At 58.6% G+C, this 26,773-nt stretch carries 21 protein-coding genes; 11 read left to right on the top strand and 10 right to left on the bottom strand.

Annotation, left to right across the window (positions count from 1 at the left end; translation table 11 throughout):
* Positions 1–147: 147 nt before the first annotated feature.
* Positions 148–1,242, top strand: coding sequence for an iron-sulfur cluster carrier protein ApbC (gene apbC, locus KGB06_RS22825; RefSeq protein ID WP_223519788.1), 1,095 nt, complete (start codon positions 148–150; stop codon positions 1,240–1,242).
* 126 nt (positions 1,243–1,368) lie between these two features.
* Here apbC and KGB06_RS22830 read toward each other — a convergent pair whose 3' ends face one another.
* On the bottom strand, positions 1,369–2,127 hold the full coding sequence (locus tag KGB06_RS22830) for an SDR family oxidoreductase (RefSeq protein WP_223519790.1): 759 nt from the start codon (positions 2,125–2,127) through the stop codon (positions 1,369–1,371).
* A 165-nt stretch (positions 2,128–2,292) separates the two neighbouring features.
* On the opposite strand from KGB06_RS22830, the gene KGB06_RS22835 reads away from it, so the two are divergent.
* The 4 genes from KGB06_RS22835 to groL all read left to right on the top strand — a co-directional run bounded on the left by KGB06_RS22835 (position 2,293) and on the right by groL (position 5,798).
* A complete protein-coding gene (locus KGB06_RS22835; protein WP_223519792.1) occupies positions 2,293–3,024 on the top strand; it encodes a HugZ family protein in 732 nt (243 codons plus the stop codon).
* A 66-nt stretch (positions 3,025–3,090) separates the two neighbouring features.
* A complete protein-coding gene (locus KGB06_RS22840) occupies positions 3,091–3,567 on the top strand; it encodes an FxsA family protein (RefSeq protein ID WP_223519794.1) in 477 nt (158 codons plus the stop codon).
* A 247-nt stretch (positions 3,568–3,814) separates the two neighbouring features.
* Entirely contained in the window at positions 3,815–4,108 is a 294-nt protein-coding gene (locus KGB06_RS22845) for a co-chaperone GroES (RefSeq protein ID WP_019827816.1), read from the top strand.
* 49 nt (positions 4,109–4,157) lie between these two features.
* Positions 4,158–5,798 (top strand): chaperonin GroEL, encoded by a 1,641-nt coding sequence (gene groL / locus KGB06_RS22850; RefSeq protein ID WP_223519795.1) that lies wholly within the window; start codon positions 4,158–4,160, stop codon positions 5,796–5,798.
* Between the two features lie 294 nt (positions 5,799–6,092).
* On the opposite strand, the gene KGB06_RS22855 is transcribed toward groL, so the two are convergent.
* A complete protein-coding gene (locus tag KGB06_RS22855) occupies positions 6,093–6,836 on the bottom strand; it encodes a phosphatase PAP2 family protein (protein ID WP_223519796.1) in 744 nt (247 codons plus the stop codon).
* Positions 6,837–6,890: 54 nt separating this feature from the next.
* Positions 6,891–8,840, bottom strand: a complete 1,950-nt coding sequence (locus KGB06_RS22860) for an LTA synthase family protein (RefSeq protein ID WP_223519797.1) — start codon at positions 8,838–8,840, stop codon at positions 6,891–6,893.
* A gap of 204 nt (positions 8,841–9,044) precedes the next feature.
* Between KGB06_RS22860 and colR the strand changes: the two genes are divergently transcribed.
* The 5 genes from colR (at position 9,045) to KGB06_RS22885 (ending at position 12,776) form a co-directional block, all read left to right on the top strand.
* Positions 9,045–9,728: a two-component system response regulator ColR gene (gene colR, locus KGB06_RS22865; protein ID WP_223519798.1), complete on the top strand. Its 684-nt coding sequence runs from the start codon at positions 9,045–9,047 to the stop codon at positions 9,726–9,728.
* Positions 9,718–11,001: a sensor histidine kinase gene (locus tag KGB06_RS22870; RefSeq protein WP_223519799.1), complete on the top strand. Its 1,284-nt coding sequence runs from the start codon at positions 9,718–9,720 to the stop codon at positions 10,999–11,001. Before colR ends, KGB06_RS22870 begins: the two co-directional genes overlap by 11 nt.
* Before the next feature lie 158 nt (positions 11,002–11,159).
* Positions 11,160–11,828, top strand: a complete 669-nt coding sequence (locus KGB06_RS22875) for a class I SAM-dependent methyltransferase (protein ID WP_223519800.1) — start codon at positions 11,160–11,162, stop codon at positions 11,826–11,828.
* A gap of 4 nt (positions 11,829–11,832) precedes the next feature.
* Positions 11,833–12,546, top strand: a complete 714-nt coding sequence (locus KGB06_RS22880) for a lipopolysaccharide kinase InaA family protein (RefSeq protein ID WP_223519801.1) — start codon at positions 11,833–11,835, stop codon at positions 12,544–12,546.
* 2 nt (positions 12,547–12,548) lie between these two features.
* The gene (locus tag KGB06_RS22885; RefSeq protein WP_223519802.1) at positions 12,549–12,776 is read left to right on the top strand and encodes a hypothetical protein; all 228 of its coding nucleotides are present in this window, start codon (positions 12,549–12,551) and stop codon (positions 12,774–12,776) included.
* A 164-nt stretch (positions 12,777–12,940) separates the two neighbouring features.
* Here the strand turns inward: KGB06_RS22885 and KGB06_RS22890 are convergent, their stop codons facing one another.
* The 7 genes from KGB06_RS22890 to KGB06_RS22920 form a co-directional block, all read right to left on the bottom strand.
* Positions 12,941–15,976: a multidrug efflux RND transporter permease subunit gene (locus KGB06_RS22890; RefSeq protein ID WP_223519803.1), complete on the bottom strand. Its 3,036-nt coding sequence runs from the start codon at positions 15,974–15,976 to the stop codon at positions 12,941–12,943.
* Between the two features lie 13 nt (positions 15,977–15,989).
* Entirely contained in the window at positions 15,990–17,138 is a 1,149-nt protein-coding gene (locus KGB06_RS22895) for an efflux RND transporter periplasmic adaptor subunit (RefSeq protein WP_223519804.1), read from the bottom strand.
* 218 nt (positions 17,139–17,356) lie between these two features.
* On the bottom strand, positions 17,357–18,454 hold the full coding sequence (locus KGB06_RS22900; RefSeq protein ID WP_223519806.1) for a DUF1513 domain-containing protein: 1,098 nt from the start codon (positions 18,452–18,454) through the stop codon (positions 17,357–17,359).
* 14 nt (positions 18,455–18,468) lie between these two features.
* The gene (locus KGB06_RS22905; RefSeq protein WP_223519807.1) at positions 18,469–19,533 is read right to left on the bottom strand and encodes an imelysin family protein; all 1,065 of its coding nucleotides are present in this window, start codon (positions 19,531–19,533) and stop codon (positions 18,469–18,471) included.
* A gap of 27 nt (positions 19,534–19,560) precedes the next feature.
* Positions 19,561–20,988 carry a di-heme oxidoredictase family protein gene (locus tag KGB06_RS22910; RefSeq protein WP_223519809.1) on the bottom strand — a complete coding sequence of 476 codons (1,428 nt, stop codon included), beginning with the start codon at positions 20,986–20,988 and terminating at the stop codon, positions 19,561–19,563.
* A 279-nt stretch (positions 20,989–21,267) separates the two neighbouring features.
* A complete protein-coding gene (locus tag KGB06_RS22915) occupies positions 21,268–22,626 on the bottom strand; it encodes an imelysin family protein (RefSeq protein ID WP_223519810.1) in 1,359 nt (452 codons plus the stop codon).
* Between the two features lie 233 nt (positions 22,627–22,859).
* Complete coding sequence (locus tag KGB06_RS22920) at positions 22,860–24,911, bottom strand: putative bifunctional diguanylate cyclase/phosphodiesterase (protein ID WP_223519812.1); 2,052 nt, start codon at positions 24,909–24,911, stop codon at positions 22,860–22,862.
* 1,242 nt (positions 24,912–26,153) lie between these two features.
* On the opposite strand from KGB06_RS22920, the gene KGB06_RS22925 reads away from it, so the two are divergent.
* Positions 26,154–26,525 (top strand): DUF6124 family protein, encoded by a 372-nt coding sequence (locus KGB06_RS22925; protein ID WP_223519814.1) that lies wholly within the window; start codon positions 26,154–26,156, stop codon positions 26,523–26,525.
* Positions 26,526–26,773 lie beyond the last annotated feature (248 nt).

Below are 26,773 nucleotides of genomic sequence, written 5' to 3' on the forward strand. Positions count from 1 at the left end.
GTAGGAGCCCGGCTTGCCGGCGATGGCGTACTCAAGCCTGCCATCGCCGGCAAGCCGGGCTCCTACAGATCTGTTCGGCATCCCGCCAAACGATCAGAACAGGTACGATACCCACCTGATTTTCCAGTCTTGCTATCGGAGTTGCCCATGAGCGCCGTCAATCGCGTAGCGGTGGAAGCCGTCCTTCGCCAATACACCGACCCTTACCTGAACCAGGATCCGGTCAGCGCCGGATGCGTGCGCGATATCCAGATCCAGGGTGATCGCGTTAACGTCCAGCTGGAGTTGGGTTATGCCGCCGGCCTGTTCAAAAGCGGCTGGTCACAAATGCTGCAAATGGCCATTGAAGGCCTGGACGGCGTGACGACCGCGCGCGTCGAGATCACCAGCGTGATTGCCGCGCACAAGGCTCAGGCGCAGATTCCGGGGCTGGCGAACGTGAAAAACGTGGTGGCCGTGGCGTCTGGCAAGGGCGGCGTGGGTAAATCCACCACCGCCGCGAACCTGGCGCTGGCGCTGGCCCGTGAAGGTGCCAAGGTCGGCATTCTCGACGCGGACATCTACGGTCCGAGCCAGGGCATCATGTTCGGCATCCCGGAAGGTACCCGACCAAAGGTCAAGGATCAGAAGTGGTTCGTGCCGATCGAGTCCCATGGCGTTGAAGTGATGTCGATGGCATTCCTGACCGACGACAACACACCAATGGTCTGGCGTGGGCCGATGGTGTCCGGTGCGCTGCTGCAACTAGTCACCCAAACCGCGTGGGGCGACCTCGATTACCTGGTCATCGACATGCCGCCAGGCACCGGTGACATTCAGCTGACCCTGGCACAGAAAGTCCCGGTGGCCGGTGCAGTGATCGTCACCACCCCGCAAGATCTGGCATTGCTGGACGCGCGCAAGGGCGTGGAGATGTTCCGCAAGGTCAACATCCCGGTGCTGGGCGTGGTGGAAAACATGGCCGTGCACATCTGCTCCAACTGCGGGCATGCCGAGCATCTGTTCGGTGAAGGCGGTGGGGTGAAACTGGCCAACCAGTATGGCGTCGAACTGCTGGCCTCGTTGCCACTGTCGATGGTCATCCGCGAGCAGGCCGACGGCGGCAAGCCAACGGTGATCGCCGAGCCGGACAGCCAGATCGCGATGGTTTACCAGGAACTGGCCCGTCACGTCGGCGCGCGGATCGTGTTGCAGGAAGCAGTGTCGCCGGCGATGCCGAACATCACCATCAGCGACGATTAATGGCCTGAAACACAATCAACTGTGGGAGCTAGCCTGCTAGCGATAGCGGATTCACAGTCAACAAGTATGTTGGCTGAACCACCGCAATCGCTAGCAGGCTAGCTCCCACATTGATATATGGGGGCTTTAGATGCGCAACCCGCCATCCATTTCGAGGATCCGGCCGGTGTAGTAGTCGTTCTCGAAAATGTACGCCGCCGAATGGGCGATCTCTTCCGGTTTACCCATGCGCTTGAGCGGAATACCGGCCGTCATTTTGTCCAGCGCTTCCGGCTTCATCCCCAGCGTCATTTCGGTTTCGATAAAGCCCGGTGCAATGCCCGCCACGCGGATGCCGTAGCGCGCCAGCTCCTTGGCCCAGGTCACGGTGGCCGCCGCCACGCCAGCCTTGGCAGCCGAGTAGTTGGTCTGACCGACGTTGCCCGCGCGGGAGATCGAGGAGATATTGATGATCGCGCCGCTGTTGTTCAGCTCGACCATTTTGGCCGCAACTTCACGGGTGCACAGGAACACGCCGGTCAGGTTGACGTCGATGACTGCCTGCCATTGGGCCAGGCTCATCTTGGTCATTTCGCCGTCCTTGACCTTCAGCAATAGACCGTCGCGCAGGATCCCGGCGTTGTTGATCAGGCCGTGGATCGCGCCGAAATCTTCGGCGACCTGGGCGACCATGTGGGTCACTTGCTCTTCATTGGCGACGTTGCACAGGTAGCTGCGTGCCTCGGCACCTTTGGCCTTGCAGGCCGCGACGGTGTCGTCGAGCTTTTCCTGGTTCAGGTCCACCAGGGCCAGTTTCGCGCCTTTGGCGGCGAAATACTCAGCCATGGAACGACCTAAACCCTGGCAACCGCCAGTGATAATGATTACTTTGTCAGTGAGTTGCATTCGCATGCCCCAATAGCAGGTCAGAGTGGTTTCCTTGGAGAGGGCCTCTCGATCTGCGCCGGATGTGGCCTGGCTGCACATGAGAACTGCCCGAATGGCGCGCTGAATACGTATCCCCAGCCGCCTGTCCGTTTTTTCGACGGATTCTATTTAAGGAGTCATAAATTGAGCGTAGAAGCGGCCAAGAATGCCCGAAAATTGCTTCTCAAGGAATACCGGGGGGTGCTGTCGACCCATTCCAAGTCGATGCCGGGTTACCCGTTTGGCTCTGTGGTTCCTTACTGTCTGGACGAACAGGGCCGGCCGCTGATCCTTATCAGCCGCATCGCCCAGCACACGCATAACCTGCAGAAAGATCCGAAATGCTCTCTGTTTGTGGGCGAACGCGAGGCCGACGACGTACAAGCCGTTGGTCGCCTGACCTACCTCGCCGAAGCCGAAAAGCTCGAGGACGAGGCCGCCGTTGAAGCGGCGGCCCAACGTTACTACCGCTATTTCCCTGATTCGCAGAGCTACCACAAGGCCCACGATTTCGATTTTTGGGTGCTCAAACCCGTACGTCACCGCTATATCGGCGGCTTCGGCGCGATTCATTGGGTCGATCATCTGACATTGGCTAACCCGTTTGCCGGCAAGGCTGAAGTGAGCATGGTCGAGCACATGAATGCCGATCACGCCAAAGCCATCGCTCACTACGTCGAACTGGCAGGCCTGCCGAAAACCGAACCGGCGCAACTGGCCGGCATCGACGCCGAAGGCATGCATTTGCGTATTGGTCAGGCGCTATACTGGTTGCCGTTTCAAGCGCCTTGTAATACGCCGACACAAGTCCGGGAAGCCTTGGTTTTCCTGGCCCACGCCGAACATTGGCCCAGAAATGAAGTCGCCGACGCTTGAATTCACGAATCGGCGACGTCATCTAGGGAACACTGGCAAGGCATTCTTGCGTTGAGGAACCATTTGATGCGCCCTTTTTTGTTGCTCTTTGTACTGTTCCCGGTGTTGGAACTGTTCGTATTTGTCAAAGTCAGTGGGTCAATCGGGTTTTTCCCGGCCCTGCTACTGATCATTCTCGGCTCGATGCTCGGCGTGTTCGTGCTGCGTATCGCCGGTCTGGCTACTGCGCTGCGTGCCCGTGAAAGCCTGAGTCGCGGCGAGCTGCCGGCCCAGACCATGCTGGAAGGCCTGATGCTGGCCTTGGCTGGTGGTCTATTGATCCTGCCGGGCTTCGTCAGTGATGTGCTGGGCCTGATCATGCTGTTGCCGATCTCGCGTCGACTGCTGGCCAATAAAATGCGCCAGCGTGCCGAAGAGGCCGCGATCCGTCAGCGTGCATTCGCCGATGACCTTCAGCCGCGTGGCGGCCCTGTTACGCGCGAGTCGCTGGGCCGTGAGCCCAATGTGATCGAAGGCGAGTTCGAGCACCGCGACTCCAAGTAAATCGTTTCACCTGCACGGCACCTTCGGGTGCCGTGTTCGTTTTCGGGTCATCGATGTAAAAAATTTCGATCTCCGCCCTTGTAATAAGCTTGTGCGCCCTTATGTAACGGTCACCGCAAGGTTTCTGGCAAACCTGCCAGACAGACTTCCGCGGTTCGTTTGACGAACCGCACCCGGCACCGCCGGATTTGTTAAACCCGCCGGGAATACACCGGCCGATGAAAACCACAATTAGGAGAGATCGACAATGAAGCTTCGTCCTCTGCATGACCGCGTCGTCATCCGTCGCAGCGAAGAAGAAAAGAAAACCGCTGGCGGTATCGTCCTGCCAGGTTCGGCTGCTGAAAAAGCCAACAGCGGTGAAATTCTGGCAGTCGGCACTGGCCGCGTGCTGGACAACGGTGAAGTGCGTGCACTGGCCGTTAAAGTGGGCGACAAGGTTGTGTTCGGTCCTTACTCCGGCAGCAACACCGTGAAAGTTGATGGCGAAGACCTGCTGGTAATGGCTGAGAACGAGATTCTCGCTGTTATCGAAGGCTGATTACCCGCTCATTTTCCCGCTACTACAAAGTATTTAAGGAATATCGATCATGGCTGCTAAAGAAGTTAAATTCGGCGATTCCGCCCGCAAGAAAATGCTCGCCGGTGTCAACGTCCTGGCTGACGCAGTAAAAGCGACCCTGGGCCCTAAAGGCCGTAACGTGATCATCGAGAAGAGCTTCGGCGCTCCGACCATCACCAAGGACGGCGTGTCCGTTGCCAAAGAAATCGAGCTGAAAGATCGCTTCGAAAACATGGGCGCGCAGCTGGTCAAAGACGTTGCCTCCCGTGCCAACGATGACGCAGGCGACGGCACCACCACCGCTACCGTTCTGGCTCAATCGATCGTCAACGAAGGCCTGAAAGCCGTCGCTGCCGGCATGAACCCGATGGACCTGAAACGCGGCATCGACAAAGCTACCATCGCTATCGTCAAAGAGCTCAAAGCCCTGTCCAAGCCTTGCGCTGACACCAAGGCCATCGCTCAGGTCGGCACCATCTCGGCCAACTCCGACAACTCCATCGGCGACATCATTGCCGAAGCCATGGAAAAAGTCGGTAAAGAAGGCGTGATCACCGTTGAAGAAGGCTCGGGCCTGGAAAACGAACTGTCGGTTGTTGAAGGCATGCAGTTCGACCGTGGCTACCTGTCCCCGTACTTCGTCAACAAGCCAGAGACCATGACTGCCGAGCTGGACGGTCCGCTGATCCTGCTGGTCGACAAAAAGATCTCGAACATCCGCGAAATGCTGCCAGTCCTGGAAGCCGTTGCCAAAGCCGGCCGTCCACTGCTGATCGTGGCCGAAGACGTTGAAGGCGAAGCCCTGGCGACTCTGGTTGTGAACAACATGCGTGGCATCGTTAAAGTCGCAGCCGTCAAGGCTCCAGGCTTCGGCGACCGTCGCAAGGCCATGCTGCAGGACATCGCTGTCCTGACTGGCGGTACCGTAATCTCCGAAGAGATCGGTCTGAGCCTGGAAAGCACTACCCTGGAACACCTGGGTAATGCCAAGCGCGTCATCCTGTCGAAAGAAAACACCACCGTGATCGACGGCGCCGGCGTTGAAGCTGATATCCAGGCTCGCGTTCTGCAAATCCGTCAGCAAGTGGCTGACACTTCGTCCGACTACGACCGTGAAAAACTGCAAGAGCGTCTGGCCAAGCTGTCCGGCGGCGTTGCAGTGATCAAGGTTGGCGCAGGTTCCGAAGTTGAAATGAAAGAGAAGAAAGCCCGCGTTGAAGACGCCCTGCACGCTACCCGTGCAGCCGTTGAAGAAGGCGTGGTACCTGGCGGCGGCGTGGCACTGGTTCGCGCTCTGCAGGCTATCTCCGAGCTGAAAGGCGACAACGATGACCAGAACGTAGGCATCCAGTTGCTGCGTCGCGCTGTTGAAGCGCCACTGCGCCAGATCGTTGCCAACTCCGGCGACGAGCCAAGCGTTGTAGTCGACAAGGTCAAGCAGGGTTCGGGTAACTACGGTTACAACGCTGCCACCGGCGAATACGGCGACATGATCGAAATGGGTATCCTGGACCCGGCTAAAGTGACTCGTTCGGCTCTGCAAGCGGCTTCGTCGATTGCCAGCCTGATGATCACCACCGAAGCCATGATCGCCGAGATCAAGGAAGACGGTCCAGCTGGCGGCATGCCAGACATGGGCGGTATGGGCGGCATGGGCGGCATGATGTAAGCCAGCCTTACCCCTGTATTAAAAAACCCCGCCTGCGAAAGCAGGCGGGGTTTTTTATTGCCCAAAATCTGAAGATGCACCGCACCCTGTGGGAGCCGGCGGTGCGACGATTCGACTTGCCCGCGATGGCGTCAGTCCAGGCGCTGACTGCTTCAGGGCCTGGCTCAGACCATGAAGCGACTCTGGACCCTGTAGGAGTGAGCCTGCTAGCGATTGCGGTCTGCCATTCAACAGGATGTCGGCTGACAAGACGCAATCGCGAGCAGGCTCACTCCTACAGTTTTGATCTGTGTTTCAGGCGTTGACTGCTTTCGCATTGGCCAAGGATTCGACCTTGGAAGCCGGTCGGTAAAGAACGTAGTAATACGACCCCAGACAAATCAGCCAGCAGAAAACTGCTGTCCATACGTTGTGCGAAAAGAAGTGCGCGCCCTGCATCATCCGGCCAATGGAGAACACCGAGCCCAGGGCTAGGGCGAAGACAAACGCCGCGCGAGCCATGCGCGGGCGGCGGTCACGCAACACAAAGAACAGCGCAAACAGCGTGAAGCCGGTGGCAGCATGACCGCCAGGCCAGCAACGGCCAGGTTTATCCGTGTGCGGACGAGGGCTCAATAATTCGCTGTAGGTTTCGTGGCCGCCGAATTGCTCAAGGCTCCACGGACATTGCACCGCCGTCACCGCTTTCATGGGGGTGACAAAGGAGGTCGCCAGTCCCAGAGACAGCACCAGGCAGCCCAGCTCCCGTTTGAACGGCTTGAGCCTGATCATGAAAAACGAGCCGATGAAGCCGAGGACGGCCAAAACCGAGAACGCGATGACCACTTGCTTGGCGCGGTCATGCAGGATGTCTTCCAGGAAGTAACTGTGACGCCCGATGAAATCTCCTGCCACTGGATCGTAGAACAGCTTGGCAAGGTCCATGTCCAGGGATGTCAGTTCGAGCAGCACCAGAATGATCGCCGCGACGGCGGGGACACCCAGGCACACCCAGAAATTGAGTGGGCGAGAGGCAGGACGGACAACGGTTGAAGACATGGTGAATCCTGAACAAAGGAACAAGCCCCAGGGCATCAGCCTGGGGCGATTCGGTTAACGGTTGCTGACTTGGCCGGCACCCTCCTTGGACGCTTTCCAGCCAAGCAGCTGTTGCTTGAAGCCATAACTGGCCGTTTGGTAATAAGTGATCGCACGGGTGATCAATGGATCGTTGGCAGTGGCACTGGACTCGCGACTGTCTGTCAGCGCTTCATCATGACGACGCAACCCTTGGCGCGGGCTAAGGATCGCCAGATCCTTGCCATCAAACAATCCCAGGTGTTGATAATTGCCAACCACCACTCGCGGTGGCAGCGGATTGTCCTGCAACAGGTTGCGACCAAAGAACGTCGATTCATAATCCAGATTCAGCAAGCCCAATAAAGTGGGTGCGAGGTCGATCTGGCTGGCCAGTTGTGCGGTCTCGCGAGCTTCGATCAATTTTGGTGCATAAATGAACAGCGGAATCTGATAGTTACTGATCGGCAAGTCTTCTTTACCGGCACTGCCCGCGGTGTGGTCGGCGACGAAGACGAAGATTGTATTGTCAAACCACGGCTTTTTGCGCGCCTGATCAAGGAACTGACCAATGGCATAGTCGGTGTACTTCACCGCACCGTCACGGCCATCACCGGATTTGATGTCAATCCGATTCTCCGGATAGGTGTAAGGGCGGTGGTTGGACGTGGTCATCAGTTGCAGCAGAAACGGCTGTTGCTTCGCATAGTCGGCGTCAGCCAGTTTCAGCGTCTGCGTATACAGATCTTCGTCGGCCATGCCCCATGCATTCTTGAAGTGAATCTCGGCTTCTTCGACGCTGCTCTGGTCGACTACGCGGTAACCATTGCCGCTGAAAAACGCGTTCATGTTGTCGAAGTAACCGCGCCCACCGTAAACGAACACGCTGTCGTAACCCACCGCGTTGAGTTGTTGGCCGAGACTGGCAAAACCGCTCTCACGCCCTACGCGCTTGACGATTGAGCGTCCCGGTGTCGGCGGGATGGCCAGGGTGATGGCTTCCAGGCCGCGGTCAGTACGGGTGCCCGTGGCGTAGAAGTTGTTGAAGTACAGGCTCTGTTTGCGCAGGGCATCGAGGTTGGGTGTCAGGTCGCGCTGGTTGCCATTGCTGCCCATGTATTTGGCACTAAAGCTTTCGATGGTCACCAATATGATATTGGGTTTGCGCAGGGTACCGGGGTTATCGATTTCCCGACGAATGTCTTGCGGGTCCGTGCCGATGAAGCGCGCATTCGGTTCGCTTAGCTCAGCCCGAATCTGCTGTGCGACAACGTCCCCCGGCAGGGTGCTGTAAAACTGCGGGTAATCCAGTTCGTTGTTACGGAACGCTGCAAAAAACTGGTACGGACCGTTGCTTGCCAGCTCGTTTTGGTAGGCGTTGCCGCCTTGTGCACGAGGCGAGTCCTGGCTGAGCAATTGCAGGCTCAACCCAGCAACGATCAATAACCCCAAGGCATTCAGCAGGCGCCCGCGCAAGGGTGGCAACGGGGCGTTCATGGCTGCATTGAAAGGTTTGCGTAAAACGAAGCTCAAGCCGAACGCCAGGACCGCGAGCAGGCTCAGCAGCTTGCCGATCGGATAGGACTCGAGCAGGTTGTTCAGCACTTCGTCGGAATACACCAGGTAGTCGACGGCGATGAAATTGAAGCGCACACCAAATTCATCCCAGAACAGCCACTCGGCCACCGCGGTGAAGAGCATGGCGAACAGGCTGACCGTCAGCAGGCCCTGAAGAAACCAGTGGTGACCGCGCCGACGCCACAAGGCCGGTGGGCACAGCAGCAAGTAGAGGCCCATTGGCAGTGCCGCATAGGCAATAAAGCCCAGGTCGTAAATCAAGCCGATGCCGAACACTGACAGGAAGCCGCTGCCGGCCTCGTCCAGATGAGTGAGCAGCAGAACCGTTCGGGTCAGAAAGAAGATGGCCAGCCAGGCGCCGGTGACCAGCAGGAGAAAGCGCATGGGGGCCGTCTTGAAGAAGTCCATGTTGTATATATTCCTTATTATCAGTTACGCGGGAGCTTCACCCGACCGCTGTAGTCAGGGTGTGAACCCATAGTGAAAAACCTGTTAACTCTATCATTTGGTTGAGCGAATTGATTCCTCCTGTCCGCAACCCTAGCCCTGAGCCACACTTGGCCTTAAGCTGCGCGGGCCAAGACGGCCGTTACTGTGTAAGGAGGAGTGCCCATGCGAATTTTATTGGTTGAAGACAACCGCGATATCCTGGCCAACCTGGCTGATTATCTGGGCCTCAAAGGCTACACCGTGGATTGCGCACAAGACGGTCTGTCTGGCCTGCACCTGGCGGCCACCGAGCATTACGACTTGATCGTACTCGATATCATGCTGCCTGGCATCGACGGTTACACCCTGTGCAAACGCCTGCGCGAAGATGCCCGCCGCGATACGCCGGTCATCATGCTCACCGCCCGCGACCAACTGGATGACCGGCTGCAAGGCTTCAAGTCCGGCGCTGATGATTACCTGATCAAACCGTTTGCCCTGTCTGAACTGGCAGCACGGATCGAGGCGGTGATGCGCCGCACTCAAGGTGGCGGTCGTCGTACGTTACAAGTCGGCGATCTGGCCTATGACCTCGATACCCTGGAGGTGACCCGCGGCGGCCGACTGCTGAAGCTCAACCCGGTGGGCTTGAAATTGCTGGCCGTGCTGATGCAGAAAAGCCCGCACGTGCTGCGTCGCGAAATACTCGAAGAGGCGCTGTGGGGCGACGACTGCCCGGACAGTGACAGCCTGCGTAGCCACGTCCATCAACTGCGTCAGGTCATCGACAAGCCGTTCGCCAAGCCATTGCTGCAAACCGTTCACGGTGTAGGTTATCGCCTGGCCGAGGGGCGTGATGGAGTTTAAGCAGAGCCTTGCTCAACGGATCATCATCGCCTTTGCGGTGATGAGCGCATTGGTGGCTGGCGCCTTTGCCATGGGCATTGTGGCGACCGTGCATGTGGTGGAAGAAAAACTGATTTCGTCCGGTCTGGGCGGCGATTTACAGCGTCTTTTGTTGATGGACAGCATGTCGGACTGGAACCATCGTCCCGAGCCGGACCAGCTGTTCTACTTCAGTGGTGGGGCAGGTGATTTCGAACTGCCCAAGGATTTGCGCAACCTGGAATCAGGTTTTCACGAGGTTTTTCGCGATCAGCTGTCGTATCACGCCATGGTCGAAATCGTCGACGGCCGGCGTTACGTCTTGCTTCAGGACCAAAGCGATTTCGAAGAGCGTGAGCGGGTGCTGTTTGCCGTGGTGTTAACGGGCTTTGTGCTGAGCCTGGCGCTGGCGGTATTTCTCGGTTGGGTCCTGGCGCGCAAAGTCATGGCGCCGGTGGTCCGTCTGGCACGCCAGGTGCGTCATCGCGATCAGTTGTTAGGGCTGGCGCCGCCCCTGGCGCCCGATTATGCCGCCGACGAAGTGGGCGAGCTGGCTGTTGCCTTCGACGCCACCCTTGGGCGCTTGCGCCAGGCGTTGAACCGCGAACGGTTGTTTACCAGTGACGTCAGCCACGAACTGCGTACGCCATTGATGGTGCTGGCGAGTTCCTGTGAGCTGCTGTTGGAAAATCCCGGTCTCGATCAGCGCGGCCGTGCCCAGGTCGAGCGCATTGCCCGGGCCTGCGAAGAAATGCGAGAGCTGGTACAAACCTTCCTGATGCTGGCCCGCGCACAGCGTGAAGACGCCAGCATGTCGCCGCAGCAGAACCTGAGCCAGGTCGCCGACGGGTTGCTCAATCTGTGGCGAGAACCCATCGAAACCAAGGGGCTGACGCTGATTTTCGAGCCGGGCCCCCCTCCAGTCTCCAGTTACAACGCAACGCTCTTGCACGCGGTAATGGGCAACTTGTTGCGCAACGCACTGCATTACACCGAACGCGGGTTCATTCGCCTGACCCTCACGGCCACGGGTTTTTTTGTCGAGGACAGTGGTGTGGGCATTCCAGAGGACAAGCGCGAAGCGATGTTCGAGCCTTTTGTGCGGGGTTCCGAAAAACGCGGCGAGGGCCTTGGTCTGGGGTTGTCACTGGTGCAGCGGATCTGTGAGAACCAGGGCTGGAGTGTCAGCCTGACGACAATGGAGCCCAATGGTTGTCGTTTTCAGGTCGAGTTACAGGCGTTGAATGTCAGTTGATTGAATGGTCACGGTGGGATGCCATGAGCTATCGTTAGCTTTCTGTAAAATCTTGAATTGGTTCAAGGTTTTACTCGACGAAATTTTCACAAATGCATGACCTGACGCTGACACCAAACTACATAAGGTTGATTTCATCAGCATTTCAGGTGAGCTTGATGGACGGTCCGATCAAACTTGATTTTTCCGAAAAATACGACGATCAACACGCTCAACGCTACCTGCGCAAGCATCAGGATGGACTCGGTCGCAAGTTGTCCCACTGGCGTGAAGTACAGCTGGCGCGCAAGGCGCTAAAACTGGTCGGCGAACCTGGGCTGGTGCTCGATTTGCCATGCGGTGCCGGACGTTTCTGGCCAATGCTGGCGGAAAAAGCCAATCGTGCGATCATCGGTGCCGACAACTCTGAGTCGATGGTGAAGATTGCCATGCAGGCGCAACCCGCTGACGTGGTCAAACGGGTACAACCCTTGCACACTTCTGCCTTCGAAATCGCCCTGCCTAATAACGCCGTCGACAGCATTTTCTGCATGCGTTTGCTGCATCACATCGGTGAAGCCGAGCATCGACTGGCGATTCTGCGCGAATTCGAGCGTGTCTCCCGTGATAGCGTGATCATTTCGTTATGGGTGGACGGTAATTTCAAGGCTTGGAAACGCAAGCGTTCAGAAGCGCGACGTGGGCAGGAGGGTTACCAAAACCGCTTTGTGTTACCGGCCGCAACGGTGGAAAAGGAGTTTGAGCAGGTGGGTTTCCGTATCCAGGAAAAACTGGACTTTATACCGCTCTACGCTATGTGGCGCATTTACGTATTACGCAAGAGGTAACAGGATGGCAGTGCAATCTGCAGCAGAAAAGGAGGTCGCTCCCCAGGACCGCTTCGACTATTTCTGGAATAAGCACGGTGAATGGGTAGAAGAACCCAATGTTCGCCGCGGCGGGGAAAGTGGCGTGCAGCGCGTCATGGGTAGCGATGGACAACTGCTCTATGCCAAGCGTCAGACCGGCCATATCTATCGCAGCTGGTTGCACCCGTTTGGTCGACCGACCGTGTTGCGTGAGCAAGATGCTTACCTGGGCCTGCGCATGCTCGACGTGGGTGTTCCTGACATCGTTTTCTGCGGCGCACAGCGCGACCCGGTGCATAAATGGCGCGCATTGCTGGTGACCAAGTCGCTGGATGGCTTCGAGGAAGTCGAACACTGGTACGCCGGTGGTGGTCTCGAGCGTCATGGCGAAGCGGTGAATGATCGTGTGTTGAAGGAGCTGGCCGAGAACCTTGCCCGCATGCACAAGGGCCGTTGGCAGCACAGCTGCCTCTACACCAAGCATATATTTGTGCGGGTCACGGGTGAAGGTGAGACGGCGAAAGTCGAAATTGCCTTGATCGATCTGGAGAAGTGCCGACAGCGTATGACCGCTTCTCAGGCGGCAACCCATGATATGAAACAACTGCGTCGCCACTCGTCGTTCAGCCCTGCGGATTGGAAAAAACTCGTCTACTTTTACAAGACGGCGTTTGGCAGCGCTATCAAAGGTTTATAGCGATGAAACTCGAAATTGCACGAGGTTTGTTTCTGATAGGAGCCTTGGCAGTTGCTTCATTGGCGGTGGCTGCCTGGGAGCAGCCTCGCACGCAGGTCCTCAGTTCAGTGAGCGGCGATGCTCACTGTCCAATACCGCGCGCAATCAAAGCCTCCACGGCTGCGCAACCCGACCACGATTTGTTGTTGCTTATGTTTGGGCTTGTACAGGGAATGAGGCCGCAAAGTTGACCAGATTGAAGCCAAAATAAAGGCCTCGCAATTGCGAGGCCTTTTTTTTATTCCTGACGCATAACCCCCTGTAGGAGCGAGCTTGCTCGCGAAGGCGGTGTGTCAGTTGACATCATTGCTGGCAGACACACCGCCTTCGCGAGCAAGCTCGCTCCTACAGGGGGTTATGCGTGTTCTTTGGGGTCGGGTTTCGCCAGCAGCGTGTAGATGCACGGCAACACGAACAGGGTAAACAACGTCCCGATCGACATCCCCGTAGCGATCACCGTACCGATATCAAACCGGCTCACCGCACCCGCGCCCGTGGCAATGATCAAGGGCACCATGCCGAACACCATCGCTGCCGTGGTCATCAAGACAGGGCGAAGCCGAATGGCCGCCGCTTCCTCCACGGCTTCGCGAGCCGTCAGGCCTTTTTCCTTGCGGAGCACGTTGGCAAACTCGACGATCAGAATCCCGTGCTTGCTGATCAGCCCGATCAGCGTCACCAGCCCGACCTGGGTGTAGATATTCATACTCGACCAGCCGAGGAACAACGGGATCAACGCACCGCAAATCGACAGCGGTACGGTCACCAGAATCACCAGCGGGTCGCGAAAGCTTTCAAATTGCGCGGCCAGTACCAGGAAGATGATCGCCAGTGCCAGGGCAAAGGTTACCCACAGCGCGCTGCCTTCCTGAACGTATTGCCGCGACGAGCCGGCATAGTCGATGGCGAAGCCCTCCGGGGCTTCTTCCCGGGCGATCTGCCGCACGACATCGATGGCTTCCCCCATGCTGACCAGCGGCACCCCGGCAAGGATGGCCGAGTTGAGTTGCTGGAACTGGTTCAACTGCCGCGGCCGCGCACGGTCGGTCACGGTGATCAGGGTCGACAGGGCCAACAGTTCACCCTTGGTGTTCTTCACGTAGTAATTGTTGAGCCAGTCCGGGTTATCCCGGAACGGGCGTTCAACCTGCGCAATGACCTTGTAACTGCGACCCTCGATGGTGAACCGGTTGATTTCCGCCTCACCCAGCAATGTCGCCAGTGTTCCCCCCAGGTCTTGCATGGACACGCCCATCTGCGCGGCTTTGGCGCGGTCGATATCGACCACCACTTCAGGCTTGTCGAAGGCCAGGTCGACGTGAACGAAGGCGAACTTGCCGGACTCCATTGCGCGCTTTTTCACCCGGTCCATCACTTGCAGCAGCAACTCGTAATCCTTGGCCGTATTGATGACGAACTGAAACGGCAGCCCTTGGCCGGTGCCGGGCAGGGAGGGCAGGTTGAAACCGAAAATCTGCAAGCCCGGGATGCTTTCCAGTTTCGCCTGGACGTCGGGGCGTATCTGCATTTGAGTGCGATCGCGCTGGTTCCACGGCTTGAGCAAGAAGCCGCCGATCCCCGATTGCACGCCGTCGAAACCGTTGATCTGGAACGAAGAGTAGTACTCGGGAAACGCCTTGAAGATCGTGACGAACTCGTCGGTGTAGGTGTTCAGGTAATCGAGGTTGGTCGGTTGCGGTGCGTTGGCTATCATGAAAATGATGCCCTGATCTTCATCCGGCGCCAGTTCCGATTTGGTGAACTTGAGCAGCACCGGAATCAGGCACAGCACAATGACCGCGAACACCAGCACCACCGGCCGGGTGTTAAGGGTGCCGTGAAGCATGTGTTGATAACGGCGCTTCAGGCCCTCGAAAATCAGATCCAGGCGATGAGCCAGGCCGCTGGGGTTTTCATCGTGACGCAGCAGCAACGCACACATCATCGGTGACAAGGTCAGAGCAATGATTCCGGAGATCACCACCGCCCCGGCCAGCGTCAGGGCAAACTCCTTGAATAACGCGCCCGTCAGACCCGTCAGGAAGCCTATCGGCGCGTAGACCGCCGCCAGGGTGATGGTCATGGACACCACCGGCATGGCGATTTCCCGGGCGCCTTCGATGGCCGCATCAACCGGTGTCTTGCCTTCTTCGATGTGCCGGTGAATGTTTTCCACCACCACGATGGCGTCGTCCACTACCAGGCCGATGGCCAACACCATCGCCAGCAGCGTCAGCAGGTTGATCGAGTACCCCATCATCTGCATGAAGAACATCACGCCGATCATCGACAACGGGATCGTGACCACCGGGATCAGCACCGAGCGAAAGGCGCCGAGGAACAGGAACACCACCACAATCACGATCAGCACAGCCTCGAACAGGGTTTTCACCACTTCGTCGATCGAGGCCTGGATGAACAGCGTGGCGTCGTAGGCAATTTCACCTTTGAGGTTGGGCGGCAACTGGGCGTCCAGCTCCGGCATGATCTTGCGCACTTCCTTGATCACGTCCAGCGGGTTGGCGCCGGGCGTGGCCTTGATGCCGATGTACACCGAGGGCGTGCCGCCGAAGGAGCTGATGGTGTCGTAGTTTTCCGCGCCCATTTCAACCCGCGCCACATCACGCAACAGCACCCGACTGTCGCCATCGATCTTCAGTGGAATCGCCGCAAAGGCCTCGGCGGATTTGAGCTCGGTGTTGGCGTTGATGCTGGTCACCACGTATTCGCCTTTCACCTCGCCGGCGGCGGAAAGGAAGTTGTATTGACGAACCGCGTTGGTCACGTCGCTGGCGCTCAAGCCGAAACCGGCGAGCTTCACCGGGTCCAGCCACAGGCGCATGGCAAACACCTGATTGCCGAGAATCTCGGCTTCGGCCATGCCCGGCAAGGTCGCCAGTTTTGGCTGAATGACCCGCGACAGGTAATCGGTGATCTGTGGGTTGCTCAACTCCTTGCTGAAGTAACTGATGTACATCAGCGCCGAAGCGTCTGCCGATTCCTTGCTCAGTACCGGGTCTTCGGCGTCTTGGGGCAGTTGGTTCTTCACCTCGTTGGCTTTGGCCAGCAGTTCGGTGAACAAACGGTCAGTGTTGGCGCCAATACGCGCGTAGATCGAGATCACCGAAAAGTTCTGGCGACTGACCGAGGTCATGTAGTCGATACCCTCGGCGCTGGCCAGACTCTGTTGCATTGGTTGGGTGATGTAACCCTGAATGGTTTCGGCGTTGGCCCCGGGGTACGCGGTCGTCACCGTGATCAGGGCGTTTTCCATGACCGGGTACTGGCGCAGCGGCAGTTTGCCCCAGGCCTGAAAGCCCAGCAGCACTATCAACAGGCTGACCACGGTCGCGAGGACCGGGCGGCGGATAAACGGGTCGGTAAAAGCCATGGGGATTCCTTGATCAGTCCGCGCGCGGCTGACTGTTCTTCTCGGCTAGGGTCTTGTCGTCGCTGATAGTGATACGCGCACCGTTGTCCAGTTTGATCTGGCCGGCTGTGACCACTTTTTCGCCGTCCTGCACACCTTTGGTAATGATCACCATGCCCTCACGACGCTCACCGGTTTCAATGAAACGCCGTTCGGCGACCAGGATCGGCTCGCCCTTGTCGTTCTTTTCGACGCTACCGTCTTCGGCTTTTTTCTGCGCGACCACGTAAAGCGAATTGCCGTAGAGGGTGTAGGTAATCGTGCTTTCCGGCACGACGACGCGCGGCTGCGGGTTGGGCAACATCACTTGCAGGCTGGCGAACATGCCGGGCAACAGTTTGCCGTCGGGGTTGGCCAGGGTGGCGCGGACCTGCATGTTGCGCGTACTGCTCTCGAGTTTCGGGTTGATTGCGCTGATGGTGCCGGGGAAGGTTTGGGACGGATAGGCAGCGGCAATGATTTCAACCGGCTGGCCAATCGCGATTTTCGGCACCGACTGTTCAGGTACGAAAAAGTCGACATACAGGCTACTGATGTCTTGCAGGGTGGCGATCATGGTGCCGCTGGCCACATAGTCGCCGACGTCGACCTGGCGAATGCCGATGGTCCCGCTGAACGGCGCCAGGATGCTTTTCTTGCCAAGCGCAGCCCTGAGCTGATTGACCGAAGCCTTGGATCTTTTCAGTACGGCCGAGAGTCGGTCGAACTCGCCTTTGGAAATGGCTTGGCTGCCCACCAGTTGGCTGCCACGGGTGTAATCCAGCTGGGCCAGTCCGAGGTCAGCCAGAGCGGTTTCCAGCAAGGCGCTTTCCACGGCGCTGTCGAGTTTGACCACAGGCTGTCCGGCCTTGACCGTCTGCCCTGACTGGAACTGCACATCCGTAACGGTGCCGTCGGTCTCCAGGCTCAGATCCACTCCTTGCAATGCCTTGAGCGTGCCGACGGTAGGCAGGCGGGTTTGCCACGGACGTTCGGTAGCTGTGGCCACCGCGACACTGATCGGTGGTCTTGGCGCAGAGTGGCCTTGAATCATCGTGTAGATGGAGAAGGCTTTATAACCGGCCAGGACCAGCACGATCAGCAGAACAACACCCAACATGATCAGCATGCGGCGACGCAGCATATGTCCAGTTCCTTGGATAAATCAGGTGAGACAGAGAGGCACATTACCCCGAGTGCGCGGGTGATTCCAACTGACACATTTCACATGGCGCGCAAAACCCGTAGGAGCTGAGCTTGCTCGCGAAGACGGTGTGTCAGCCGACGGATATACCGACTGATACACCGCTATCGTCGGAACGCCGCCCGGAGCAAGCTCGGCTCCTACAAGGTAGGGTGAGGTTAGATGAGATGCAGGTGGTTGTCCCAAAGCCCCGCCGGCAGCTCAAGGGGGGTTGCAACAAGGTTGGTCTGGCGGCAATCGTAGTAGCGGCAGCGGCCCTGTCCCGAGGTCACGACAAAACCATCGGCCACGGCGCCGACCCCGGCGCAATCGGGAAGCGGCGCATCCAGGCGCACTTCGCCGCTGTCCAGGTCCCAGATGAAAAAGCGGTTACCCCGGGGCGCGGTCAACGCCACCAGGCGCAGATCGCTGTGCACTGCAACACTGGCGGTGTAATGCCCCATCGCCTGCAACTGATGCTCGGGCACCGGAAAGGCCACGAACGGCTGGCCGGGACGCTTGATTGCCAGCAGTTCTGATGACTCGTGGGACGGCCCCATGAATTGCTGACCGGCAACGATGGTGCCGTCGCTGGCGATCCCCAGATGCCGCACGCTGTTCATCTGCTGGGCGAGTGTTTCCTTGCTCAGCAACGTGCCGTCGCGCTGCATCAGCACCAGGCTTGGCTCCATGGCGTTGAGGTTCATGTCGACCCGGCTTTCGGCCTCAGTGCGAATGCCGCCGTTGGCCACGACCAGGGTTTCACCATCGGGCATCCACGACACCTGATGCGGGCCGAGGCCATGGGTGGAAATCTCGCCGCTGTGTACCAGTCGCTCACCCTCGAACTTATACACACCCAGCAGGCCGCGACCCGGATCGGACGTGTCATTCTCGGTGGCGTACAACCAGTCGCCGCTTTTGTGAATCACAGCGTGACCGTAGAAATGCCGGTTCGGCTGCGAGGTCACGGTTTGCAGCAACGTGCCATCACGCAGGTCGATCAAGTAACTTTCGGTACCCGGACGACGGGCTACGAACAACGCAATCGACAGCGTCGGGTGGTTGATGATGTCGTGGCAGCGCTGACCGACCTGGGTGGCGAACACCCGGGTGCCGTCCAGCCGATAGCCGGCGGCGTAATGCTTGCCGTCGGTATCGTCCCGCGCCGACAGCAGCAACGGGCTTTTGTCCTTTTGCTTGAACAGCGTCCAGCCGCCCAGTGTCACTGCTCCCAGCAGCAAGCTACCTAAAGTCAGAGCCTGACGTCGCAGCATGGCACTCGTCCTCATCAGTCACCGTCGTTGGCGTTGAAGCCCAGTTGAATGCCCAGCGCCTTGGCCAGTTCGCCTTCGTGCAAGCGGTGAACAGCGTTGAGGCTGTCGTAGAGATCGTTCAGTTGCTGGCGACCGGCATCGTCGTTGAGCATTTCGGTGAGCGAACGCTGATTGCTGGCGAACAGTTTCAGCGACGCGGCATAAGCGGTATCGATCTTGTCGGCTAACGGTTTCTGCTCGCTCGGCAACAGACCGCGCAGGCCTTTGTTGTCGACGCCTTCCCACACGGTTTTGGCGGCGGCGAGGCTGGCTTCCAGGCCGGTCAGGGACGACTGGCTGCGCCATGCATCGGCCTGGAACGGTTGCGGCACACCCTTTGTCTGACGGCCCATCGGCGTGCCGAGTTTTTTCTTCAGGCTGTCGAGGGCGGTGACCTGCACGCGCAGCAGATCGGCGATGGCTTCGTGGGAGTCGGCGTAGCGCTGGTTCGGGAACTTGCTCATTTGCGCGAGCATGCCGTCGGTGTTGTTCCAGCTCTGCAGAATCTCTTCGGCCAGTTGTTTCTGACGCTCGCCAATCGCCTTCAGCAGTGGGCAGTATTTGGCTTTTTGTGCGTCATTGGCCACGTCCGGCTTGCTGTCGAACAGGATGTATTCATAGGCCGAGAGGCCCTGAACCACAACGCTGGACTTGGCCAGGGCGGTGGCATCGATCTGCGGCTGCGCAGTCACCAGTTGCTCGACCTGACGGCCGACCAGGTTTTTCTTGTCCGGCCAGAACTGCACCTGCCACGAACGGTTGCCCTCGGCCAGCGGCCCGATCAGCAGTGGTTGCAGCTCGGCCCAGGCTTTCTGCGCGTGCAGGAAGTCGGCGCGGGCGGTGTCGAGGTTTTCCTTGCCTTCGCAGTAGGCGAGGGCGCTGACAGCCAATTGGCGGTCGGCTTCAACCCAGCGGGTGTAGGTCGGCAAGATCACCGATTTGGCGATGGCGGCCGACGTCACGGCTTGCGGGTCCTGCGGTGAACAGGCGCCCAGTGCGAGTGCTGCAAGGCTGGTGAACAACAATTTGGGACGGAACATGTCGGGCTCCCGATTCTTTATAAGTGTTTAAAGTGAGTTCAAAAACGCCAGCAACGCAGCGCGCTGCTCGGCATTGAAAGACAAAACCTGTTGCTGCGCAGCCTGAGCTTCGCCGCCATGCCAGAGCACGGCTTCGAGCAGATTGCGCGCGCGGCCATCATGCAAAAACTGGGTGTGGCCACTGACCGCTTGCGTCAGGCCGATGCCCCACAACGGCGGGGTGCGCCAGTCGCGGCCACTGGCATGGAATTCTGTGCGGTTGTCGGCCAAGCCGTCGCCCATGTCATGCAGCAGCAGATCGCTGTACGGGCGAATCACTTGATTGGCCAGTTCAGGTTCGGCGGCGTTGGCGGCGGTGGTGTATTTCGGCGTGTGGCAGGACTGACATCCCGCCTGGAAAAACAGAGTCTTGCCGGCCAGCACTTGCGGCGTACTGACATCGCGGCGGGCCGGTACGGCAAGGTTACGGCTGTAGAACAACACCAGACGCAGGATGTTGTCGCTGACTTCTGGTTCACCGTCGGGGCCGGTGCCATTCGGCGCCTGTTTGCAGGCAGTTTGCGCGTCTGTGCAATCGTCGACGGGCTTCAGGCTGGTGGTCAGGCCCATGTCGCCGGAAAACGCATGTACATTCTGTTGATTGAGGTTCGGTTGCCCGGCTTTCCAGCCAAATCGTCCGAGGACGGTCTTCTGCTGCACGTCATCCCAGACCCGGTTCGGGCGTCCGGCGATGCCGTTTTTATCCTTCGCCTGCGCCTCGGCATTAGCCAGGATCGCCTCGTCAGGTATGGCTTCGAGTAAACCCAGGCCAATCATTGGCGGGGCGACGCGCGCCGAAAAACGGGTATCGGGGTGCATCGGGCCGTAGCCCAGTTGGGTGATGTTCAGGCTCGGCTTGCGCAGTTCGACTTCAGTACCGTCCTTGAATCGCACTGGAACGGGCGTGTAATCGACGCGCACTTTGCCTTCCGGGGTTACGCCGGGTACGGCCATGTCCTGGAATTGGCCGCCGTAGACAGGCTCAGGCACCACGCCGAGCTGCTCGATGACGTTGGCATAGGCCGGTGCATCGGGGATCGACAGGCGCACCAGCATCGACACGGCATTCGCTGCGTCAGGTGTCGGCGGATGGCCACGACCGTCCTTGATGTGGCAGCCCTGACAGGCGTTGGTGTTGAACAGCGGGCCGAGGCCGTCGCGGGCGGTGGTGGTCGACGGGGCGATCACCCAGGGGTTGCGGAAGAAACTGTTGCCGACGCTGAAGTCCACGCGCCGTGACGGCGGCAGGTTGGCGGAGGGCAGGGAAAACGAGTTCTGATCAGTCTTGCGCACAGTCGCGCTGCCACCGGACCGGGCTTCACCGGGTTCGGCCTTGGTAAAACGCGGGGAGTCATCGCATGCACTCAGGCACAGGGCCAGCAACAGTGCGGACAAGCGAAGAGGCAGCGGGGGCATCAGACATCCTGCAAGACGAGCAAAACAAGGGCGCAAAGTCTAACAGGGCAGGGGAGTTTGAATAAGAGGAATTATCGTTTACTTGATGTGACGCAAGGATTATTTGGTAAACACCATCCCCTGTAGGAGTGAGCCTGCTCGCGATGGCGGTGTGTCAGTCGCCAGCGATTTCGACTGACACACCGCCATCGCGAGCAGGCTCACTCCTACAATGGATCGGTGGTTGGCAGGCATGAAAAAGGCGACCCTGAGGTCGCCTTCTTGTTCAGCCAGCGTTGATCAGAATTCGTGATCAGCGTTGTCCGGGTTCAGGTCGCTGATGCCCAGTTTGCCAGCGGCGGCTTCAATCGAACCGGTCTGCTTGACCAGGGAAGCGATCGCGTCACGGACGATCTGGTTGCCAGCGGTGTTGCCGGCAGCGATCAGCTGGTCGTAGTGCTCACCCTTGTTGGCGTGATCGACGATGACCTGCATCTTGGCTTCGGTTGCAGCCAGGTCGGCTTTCAGCGCGGTGTCGGCAGCCGGGTCGGCCTTGGCCACCAGGGACGACAGGCTGGCACCGGTCATTTTGGTGCCGTCGACGCGGGTGTACTCACCCAGGTACACGTTACGAATGCCTTTGGCATCGTAGAACTGCGAGTTATGGGTGTTGTCGCTGAAGCAGTCGTGTTCGTCTTCCGGGGAATTGGCTTCCAGGGAAACCTTCATGCGCTCGCCCGCCAGTTCGCCCAGGGACAGGCTGCCCATGCCGAACAGCATTTTGCGCAGGCCCGAATCAACCGGTTCGGCTTCCAGGGTGGCGCGGTAGTTGTCGGCCACGTTTGGCTTCCAGTTACCGACCATTTCTTCCAGGTCGTTGACCAGCAGTTGGGTCACGGCCTTCAGGTAAGCGCGGCGACGATCGTTGTGACCGCCGGTTGCGCCTTTGCCTTCCAGGTAGTCGGAGGCTGGACGGTTGCCGGCGCCAGGGCCGGTGCCGTTCAGGTCCTGGCCCCACAGCAGGAATTCGATGGCGTGGTAGCCGGTGGCGACGTTGGCCTCGGAACCGCCCAGCTCGTTCAGGCTGGCGAGTTTTGCCGGGGTGATGTCTTTCACGTCGATCTTGTCTTCGCCTACCTGAACCTGGGTGTTGGCGATGATGTTGGCGGTGGCGCCCGGGTTACCCAGTGCGTGTTCGTAGGATTTGTCGACGTAGTCGATCAGGCCTTCGTCCAGTGGCCAGGCGTTAACCTGACCTTCCCAATCGTCGATGATGGTGTTGCCGAAGCGGAACACTTCGCTCTGCAGGTAAGGAACGCGGGCAGCAATCCAGGCAGACTTGGCGGTTTTCAGGGTGTCGGCGTTCGGCTTGGCGAGGAAGGCGTCGACGGCGGTTTGCAGGGTCTTCGCGGTGGATTCGGCATCGCTGTAAACGGCGAAGACGATGTCGGCGTAATTCGCGATAACGGCTTTGGCGGCGGCTTCATCGACTTTACTGGCAGCGGCAGGGGCGACAGCAGGTGCTGGTGCAGCAGCGGCAGTGCTGGCGGCCGGAGCAGGTGCTGGCGCGGCGGCGGTCTTGTCTTTGCCTTCGCCGCAACCGGCGAGGGAAATAGCGATGGCCAACAGACTGGCGGTAGCCAGAGGCATACGAATCATGGCGAACATCCTGCTTCAAGAGGGGTGGACTGGCGCTTCACGCGCGCAAAACTGCGACATAATGCAAATCTTTCGCATTATGTGTAAAGAGTGCAGGTGGAAATATTTCTTATTCACGCGGACGTTGTGTCGTGAATCAAAAGATCGCAGCCTCGTTTCACTCGACAGCTGCTACAGACACACGCGGTCCTGTAGCAGCTGTCGAGTGAAACGAGGCCGCGATGTCCGGAGACCTACAAAATAGCCGCGTTATTGCGCTGGGCCTGTTTCAGGTAGGCACTCAATTCCCGTGCCGGCAACGGTTTGCTATAGAGGTAGCCCTGACCTTCGTGGCAGCCTTCGGAGATGATGTAGGCCTCTTGCTCGGCGGTCTCCACGCCTTCGGCAATCACTTGCATGCCCAGGCTCTTGCCCAGTTGGATGATCGCTCGAACGATGGTTGCGTCGTCGTCGTCATCGAGCAGGTCTTGTACGAAGCTCTTGTCGATCTTGATCTTGTCCAGCGGCAGGCTTTTCAGATAGCTCAGTGACGAATAGCCGGTGCCGAAGTCATCGATGGCGATCAACGCGCCGGAGCGACGCAGGCTCAGCAGGTGCTGGGCGGCTGTGCTGATGTCTTCCATCAGGCCGGTTTCGGTCACTTCCAGTTCCAGGCTGCGCGGTGGCAAGCGGTACATTTGCAGCAGGTTATTCACCACTCGCGGCAGCTCGGCATGGTGCAGCTGTACGGTGGACAGGTTCACCGCCATGCGCAGGTCGGGGAAGCCCTGATCGTGCCAGTCGCGCAATTGCTTGCAGGCCTGATCCAGCACCCATTCGCCGATGGCAATGATGGTGCCGTTCTGCTCGGCCAGCGGAATGAACAGATCGGGAGGCACCATGCCATGTTCGGGATGCTGCCAGCGAATCAACGCTTCGACGCCCACCACCCGGTGATCGCGGTAGCTGATTTGGGGTTGGTAAACGAGGTAGAACTGATCGCGGGCCAGCGCATCGCGCAGGTCCTTCTCCAGTTCGCGACGACGGCGCATCTCGGTGTCGACGCTGGCGATGTAGAACTGATAACGGTTGCGCGAGCGGGTTTTGGCCAAGGTCATGGTCTGCTCGGCTTTTTGCAGCAGCTTTTCGGTGCTGTCACCGTCCTCGGGGAACAAGGTGATGCCGATGGTCGCACGCAGTCGGATTTCCTGATGATCGAGGGCAAACACCGCTTCCAGATCATCGAGAATGCTTTGCGCCAGTTCGGCCGCTTCGTAAGGTTGTTCGATATCGGCCTGGACCAGGGCGAACTGGTCACCACCCAGACGGGCGAGGGCGCCGAGGCGGCCACTGTGAGCCCGCAAGCGATCGGCCAAGGCCAGCAGAAGTTGGTCGCCGGCCTGGTAGCTGAATTGTTCGTTGATGCCTTTGAAGTCGTCCAGACCGACCACCAATACCGCGACCCTCCGTTGCAATTTGCCGGCATCGATCAGGATCTTGTCCAGTTGTTGCTGCAATTGCTGGCGGTTCGGCAAGCCGGTAAGGAAGTCGTACTGGGCCATGCGCAACAGGCTGTTTTCCGCTTCGTGGCGCAGGTGGGTGTTGCGTTCGATGGATTCGAGCAACTGGTTGGCGGTGTTGATCCAGATCCCCAGTTCGTTCTTTTCGTGACCCTTGAGCTGCGGAATTTTGTGTTCGCTGGGGCGATCAGGATTGATTTCGGTCAGGTGCTGGATAATCCGCGACAACGGTTTGGTCAGCAGCCAGTGATACACCAGGTACAGCACCAGGCTCATGGCCATGGCGCGTAATACGCCGGAGATGAAGATGATGACCGAGCTGACGATGAACCCTTGCCCGTAGGTGGCGGTGTCGAGGGTGATGCTCAGGTCGCCGTAATATTCACTGTAAGGGCCGCGACCGACCAGTTGGGTGGTGAAGGTGCGTTCCTTGCCAAGGATCAGGTCGGTCAGCCAGCGGCTGTCTGAATGCTGCAATTCGCGGGTTTTTTGCGCGAGCATGGCTTCGTTGGGATGGCCGATGGAGGCCTGGCGCACGGCATCGTCCTGGAACAGGCCTTCGATCACTTGCATGCCCATTTCCCGGTCAAGGCTGTAGACGGCCTGGGTCGAGGGGTCGCGGAACATGTCGAGGATACGTTCGGCATCGTTGGCTACGGCCTGGCGCGTCTTATAGGCGTCGAAAACGATTTGCGCACAGCTCAAGACCACGCCGACGATCAATGCCGACAGGAGGACGACCCGGAGCAACTTCACCGACAAGCTGTTCTTGAGTTCCAGCTTCAAAGGGTTATTCCTTGTTCCGTGCGGGTAGCATCAAGTTGCCATGAGTATTGGCAATCCCGTGATGGCAGTCAAAGGGACAATCCATTACAGGGGTTTTTGCCTGTGGGCTTGGCCGATATGCTGTTGTCTGGGGTATTTGTCCTATTAGTACTGTGTCGGTAGTTGGGTCCTTCAACTTGAGGGGATTGGGATAATTTTTCCTTCTCGGTTGATGGTAGTCGGCTATGGCGGTGCGGCAAGGGGGTTAAGGCTGGTTTCATCGTCGGAAATTGACCCGTTTTTTACTGATGTACGCGTTCTAACTGTAGGAGCTGGCTTGCCAGCGAAGGCGGCCTGAAAGCCGACCATGATTTTGAATGGTGTACATATCCATTCCTGCGGTAACGGCCGCTAATGGTTTCGCTCTTACAGCGAGTCCCTTTTGTCAAACGCCACAAAAGGAACCAAAAAGGCTCGCCCCGAGCGTCCGGCCCCTCGCCTGGGCTCGGCGTTCCTTCGTTCCGGTATCCATCCGGGGACACTGCCCTCCGGTCGGCTTCGCTTCGACCTACATGCAGCGTGTTCGACTGCGTCGAACGGCGCTGCGCGCCACTCCCCGGATGCACACCTCCACTCAGCCTCCCGAAGGGGCGGGCAGATCAAGATCAAAAGCTGAAGGCGAGCTAACGCTCGGCCTGATGATTGGTGAGGAGCAAGGGCTGTACGCCGATCTATTGTGGGAACTGCCTTGCCTGGAAGGCGGCCTGACAGCCGACCAATCTCCAGCAGATGTACACCATCCCCCTGTAGGAGCTGGCTTGCCAGCGAAGGCGGCCTGACAGCCGACCAACCTCATTCTGCCGCCCCCCGACTGATCGTTCCCATGCTCCTCCGTAGGAATGCCGCCAGGGACGCTCCGCGTTCCATTTTTGAGTGTTGAAAGATGTGTAAGAAACACAGAGCTTTCCCACGCATTTTTCAGGTTGCCGGGTAGGAAGCAGTGTCTCTAACCTCTGGCTGTCGCTGAAACCTCAGCGACCGGGTGTGAGAGCCCGGGAACAGATATGTATGAATCTAGCGCCAGTATCACCATAATTGCCGCCAGCTATTTGCTGCCTGCAATGCTCTATGGCGGCTGTGTGCGGGCGGACTTCGGTCCGGCCGGTTCTCTGTTCCCGGTTTTCTCACCCTGCACATAGCTGCCACCACTTTCCATGTGAGAAATGGCAAGTGATGGCTTCAAAAATGAACAGGTAAATTCAGATGAACAAAGTAGTCCCCGATCCACCCTTCAACACCACACCCCCTGACGCCGAAGACACCCGGTCCGAAGCGCTCCTGCGAGACCGCGAAGCCATAAAACGCGCCCTCGACTACTACCTCGATCCCCCGTCGCAATACACCGAAAAACCCCGCCGCCCCAGCACGATGTACATGATCGCTCCCAACATGGACACCGAAAGTCTCCTGGCCCAAGCCTGCGAGTCATTGGCCTCCGCCAGTGTCATGACCAGCGATTTCGCCGCAAACCTGATCGGCCCGCAGCGTAATACGGTGTTGGCGATTCAGCAGATCATCATGCTGGCTGAGTTGGCGGTGAATCGAGCCTTGGATAACGTCGATCCGCAGGGCTGATCCAAGACCGCGTTATCGTTCATCGTCGGAACGCCGCCCGGAGCCGGCTCACTCCCACAGGATGCAATGTCGTTCACGAATTCGATATACGACACAAATCAACTGTAATTGGATGGACTCGCCCACGCCGAGGCGTCAATGCGCCACGGTGGCAGTCTAAGAAGCCAACGGCAGCGAGGGCGAGTCCATGAAAAAGAATACGACGCTTAAACAGTCCCTGTCTTCAACCGATGTGTCGGCCTGTACGA

Source organism: Pseudomonas sp. GL-B-19, assembly GCF_019956415.1.
Taxonomy (GTDB): domain Bacteria; phylum Pseudomonadota; class Gammaproteobacteria; order Pseudomonadales; family Pseudomonadaceae; genus Aquipseudomonas.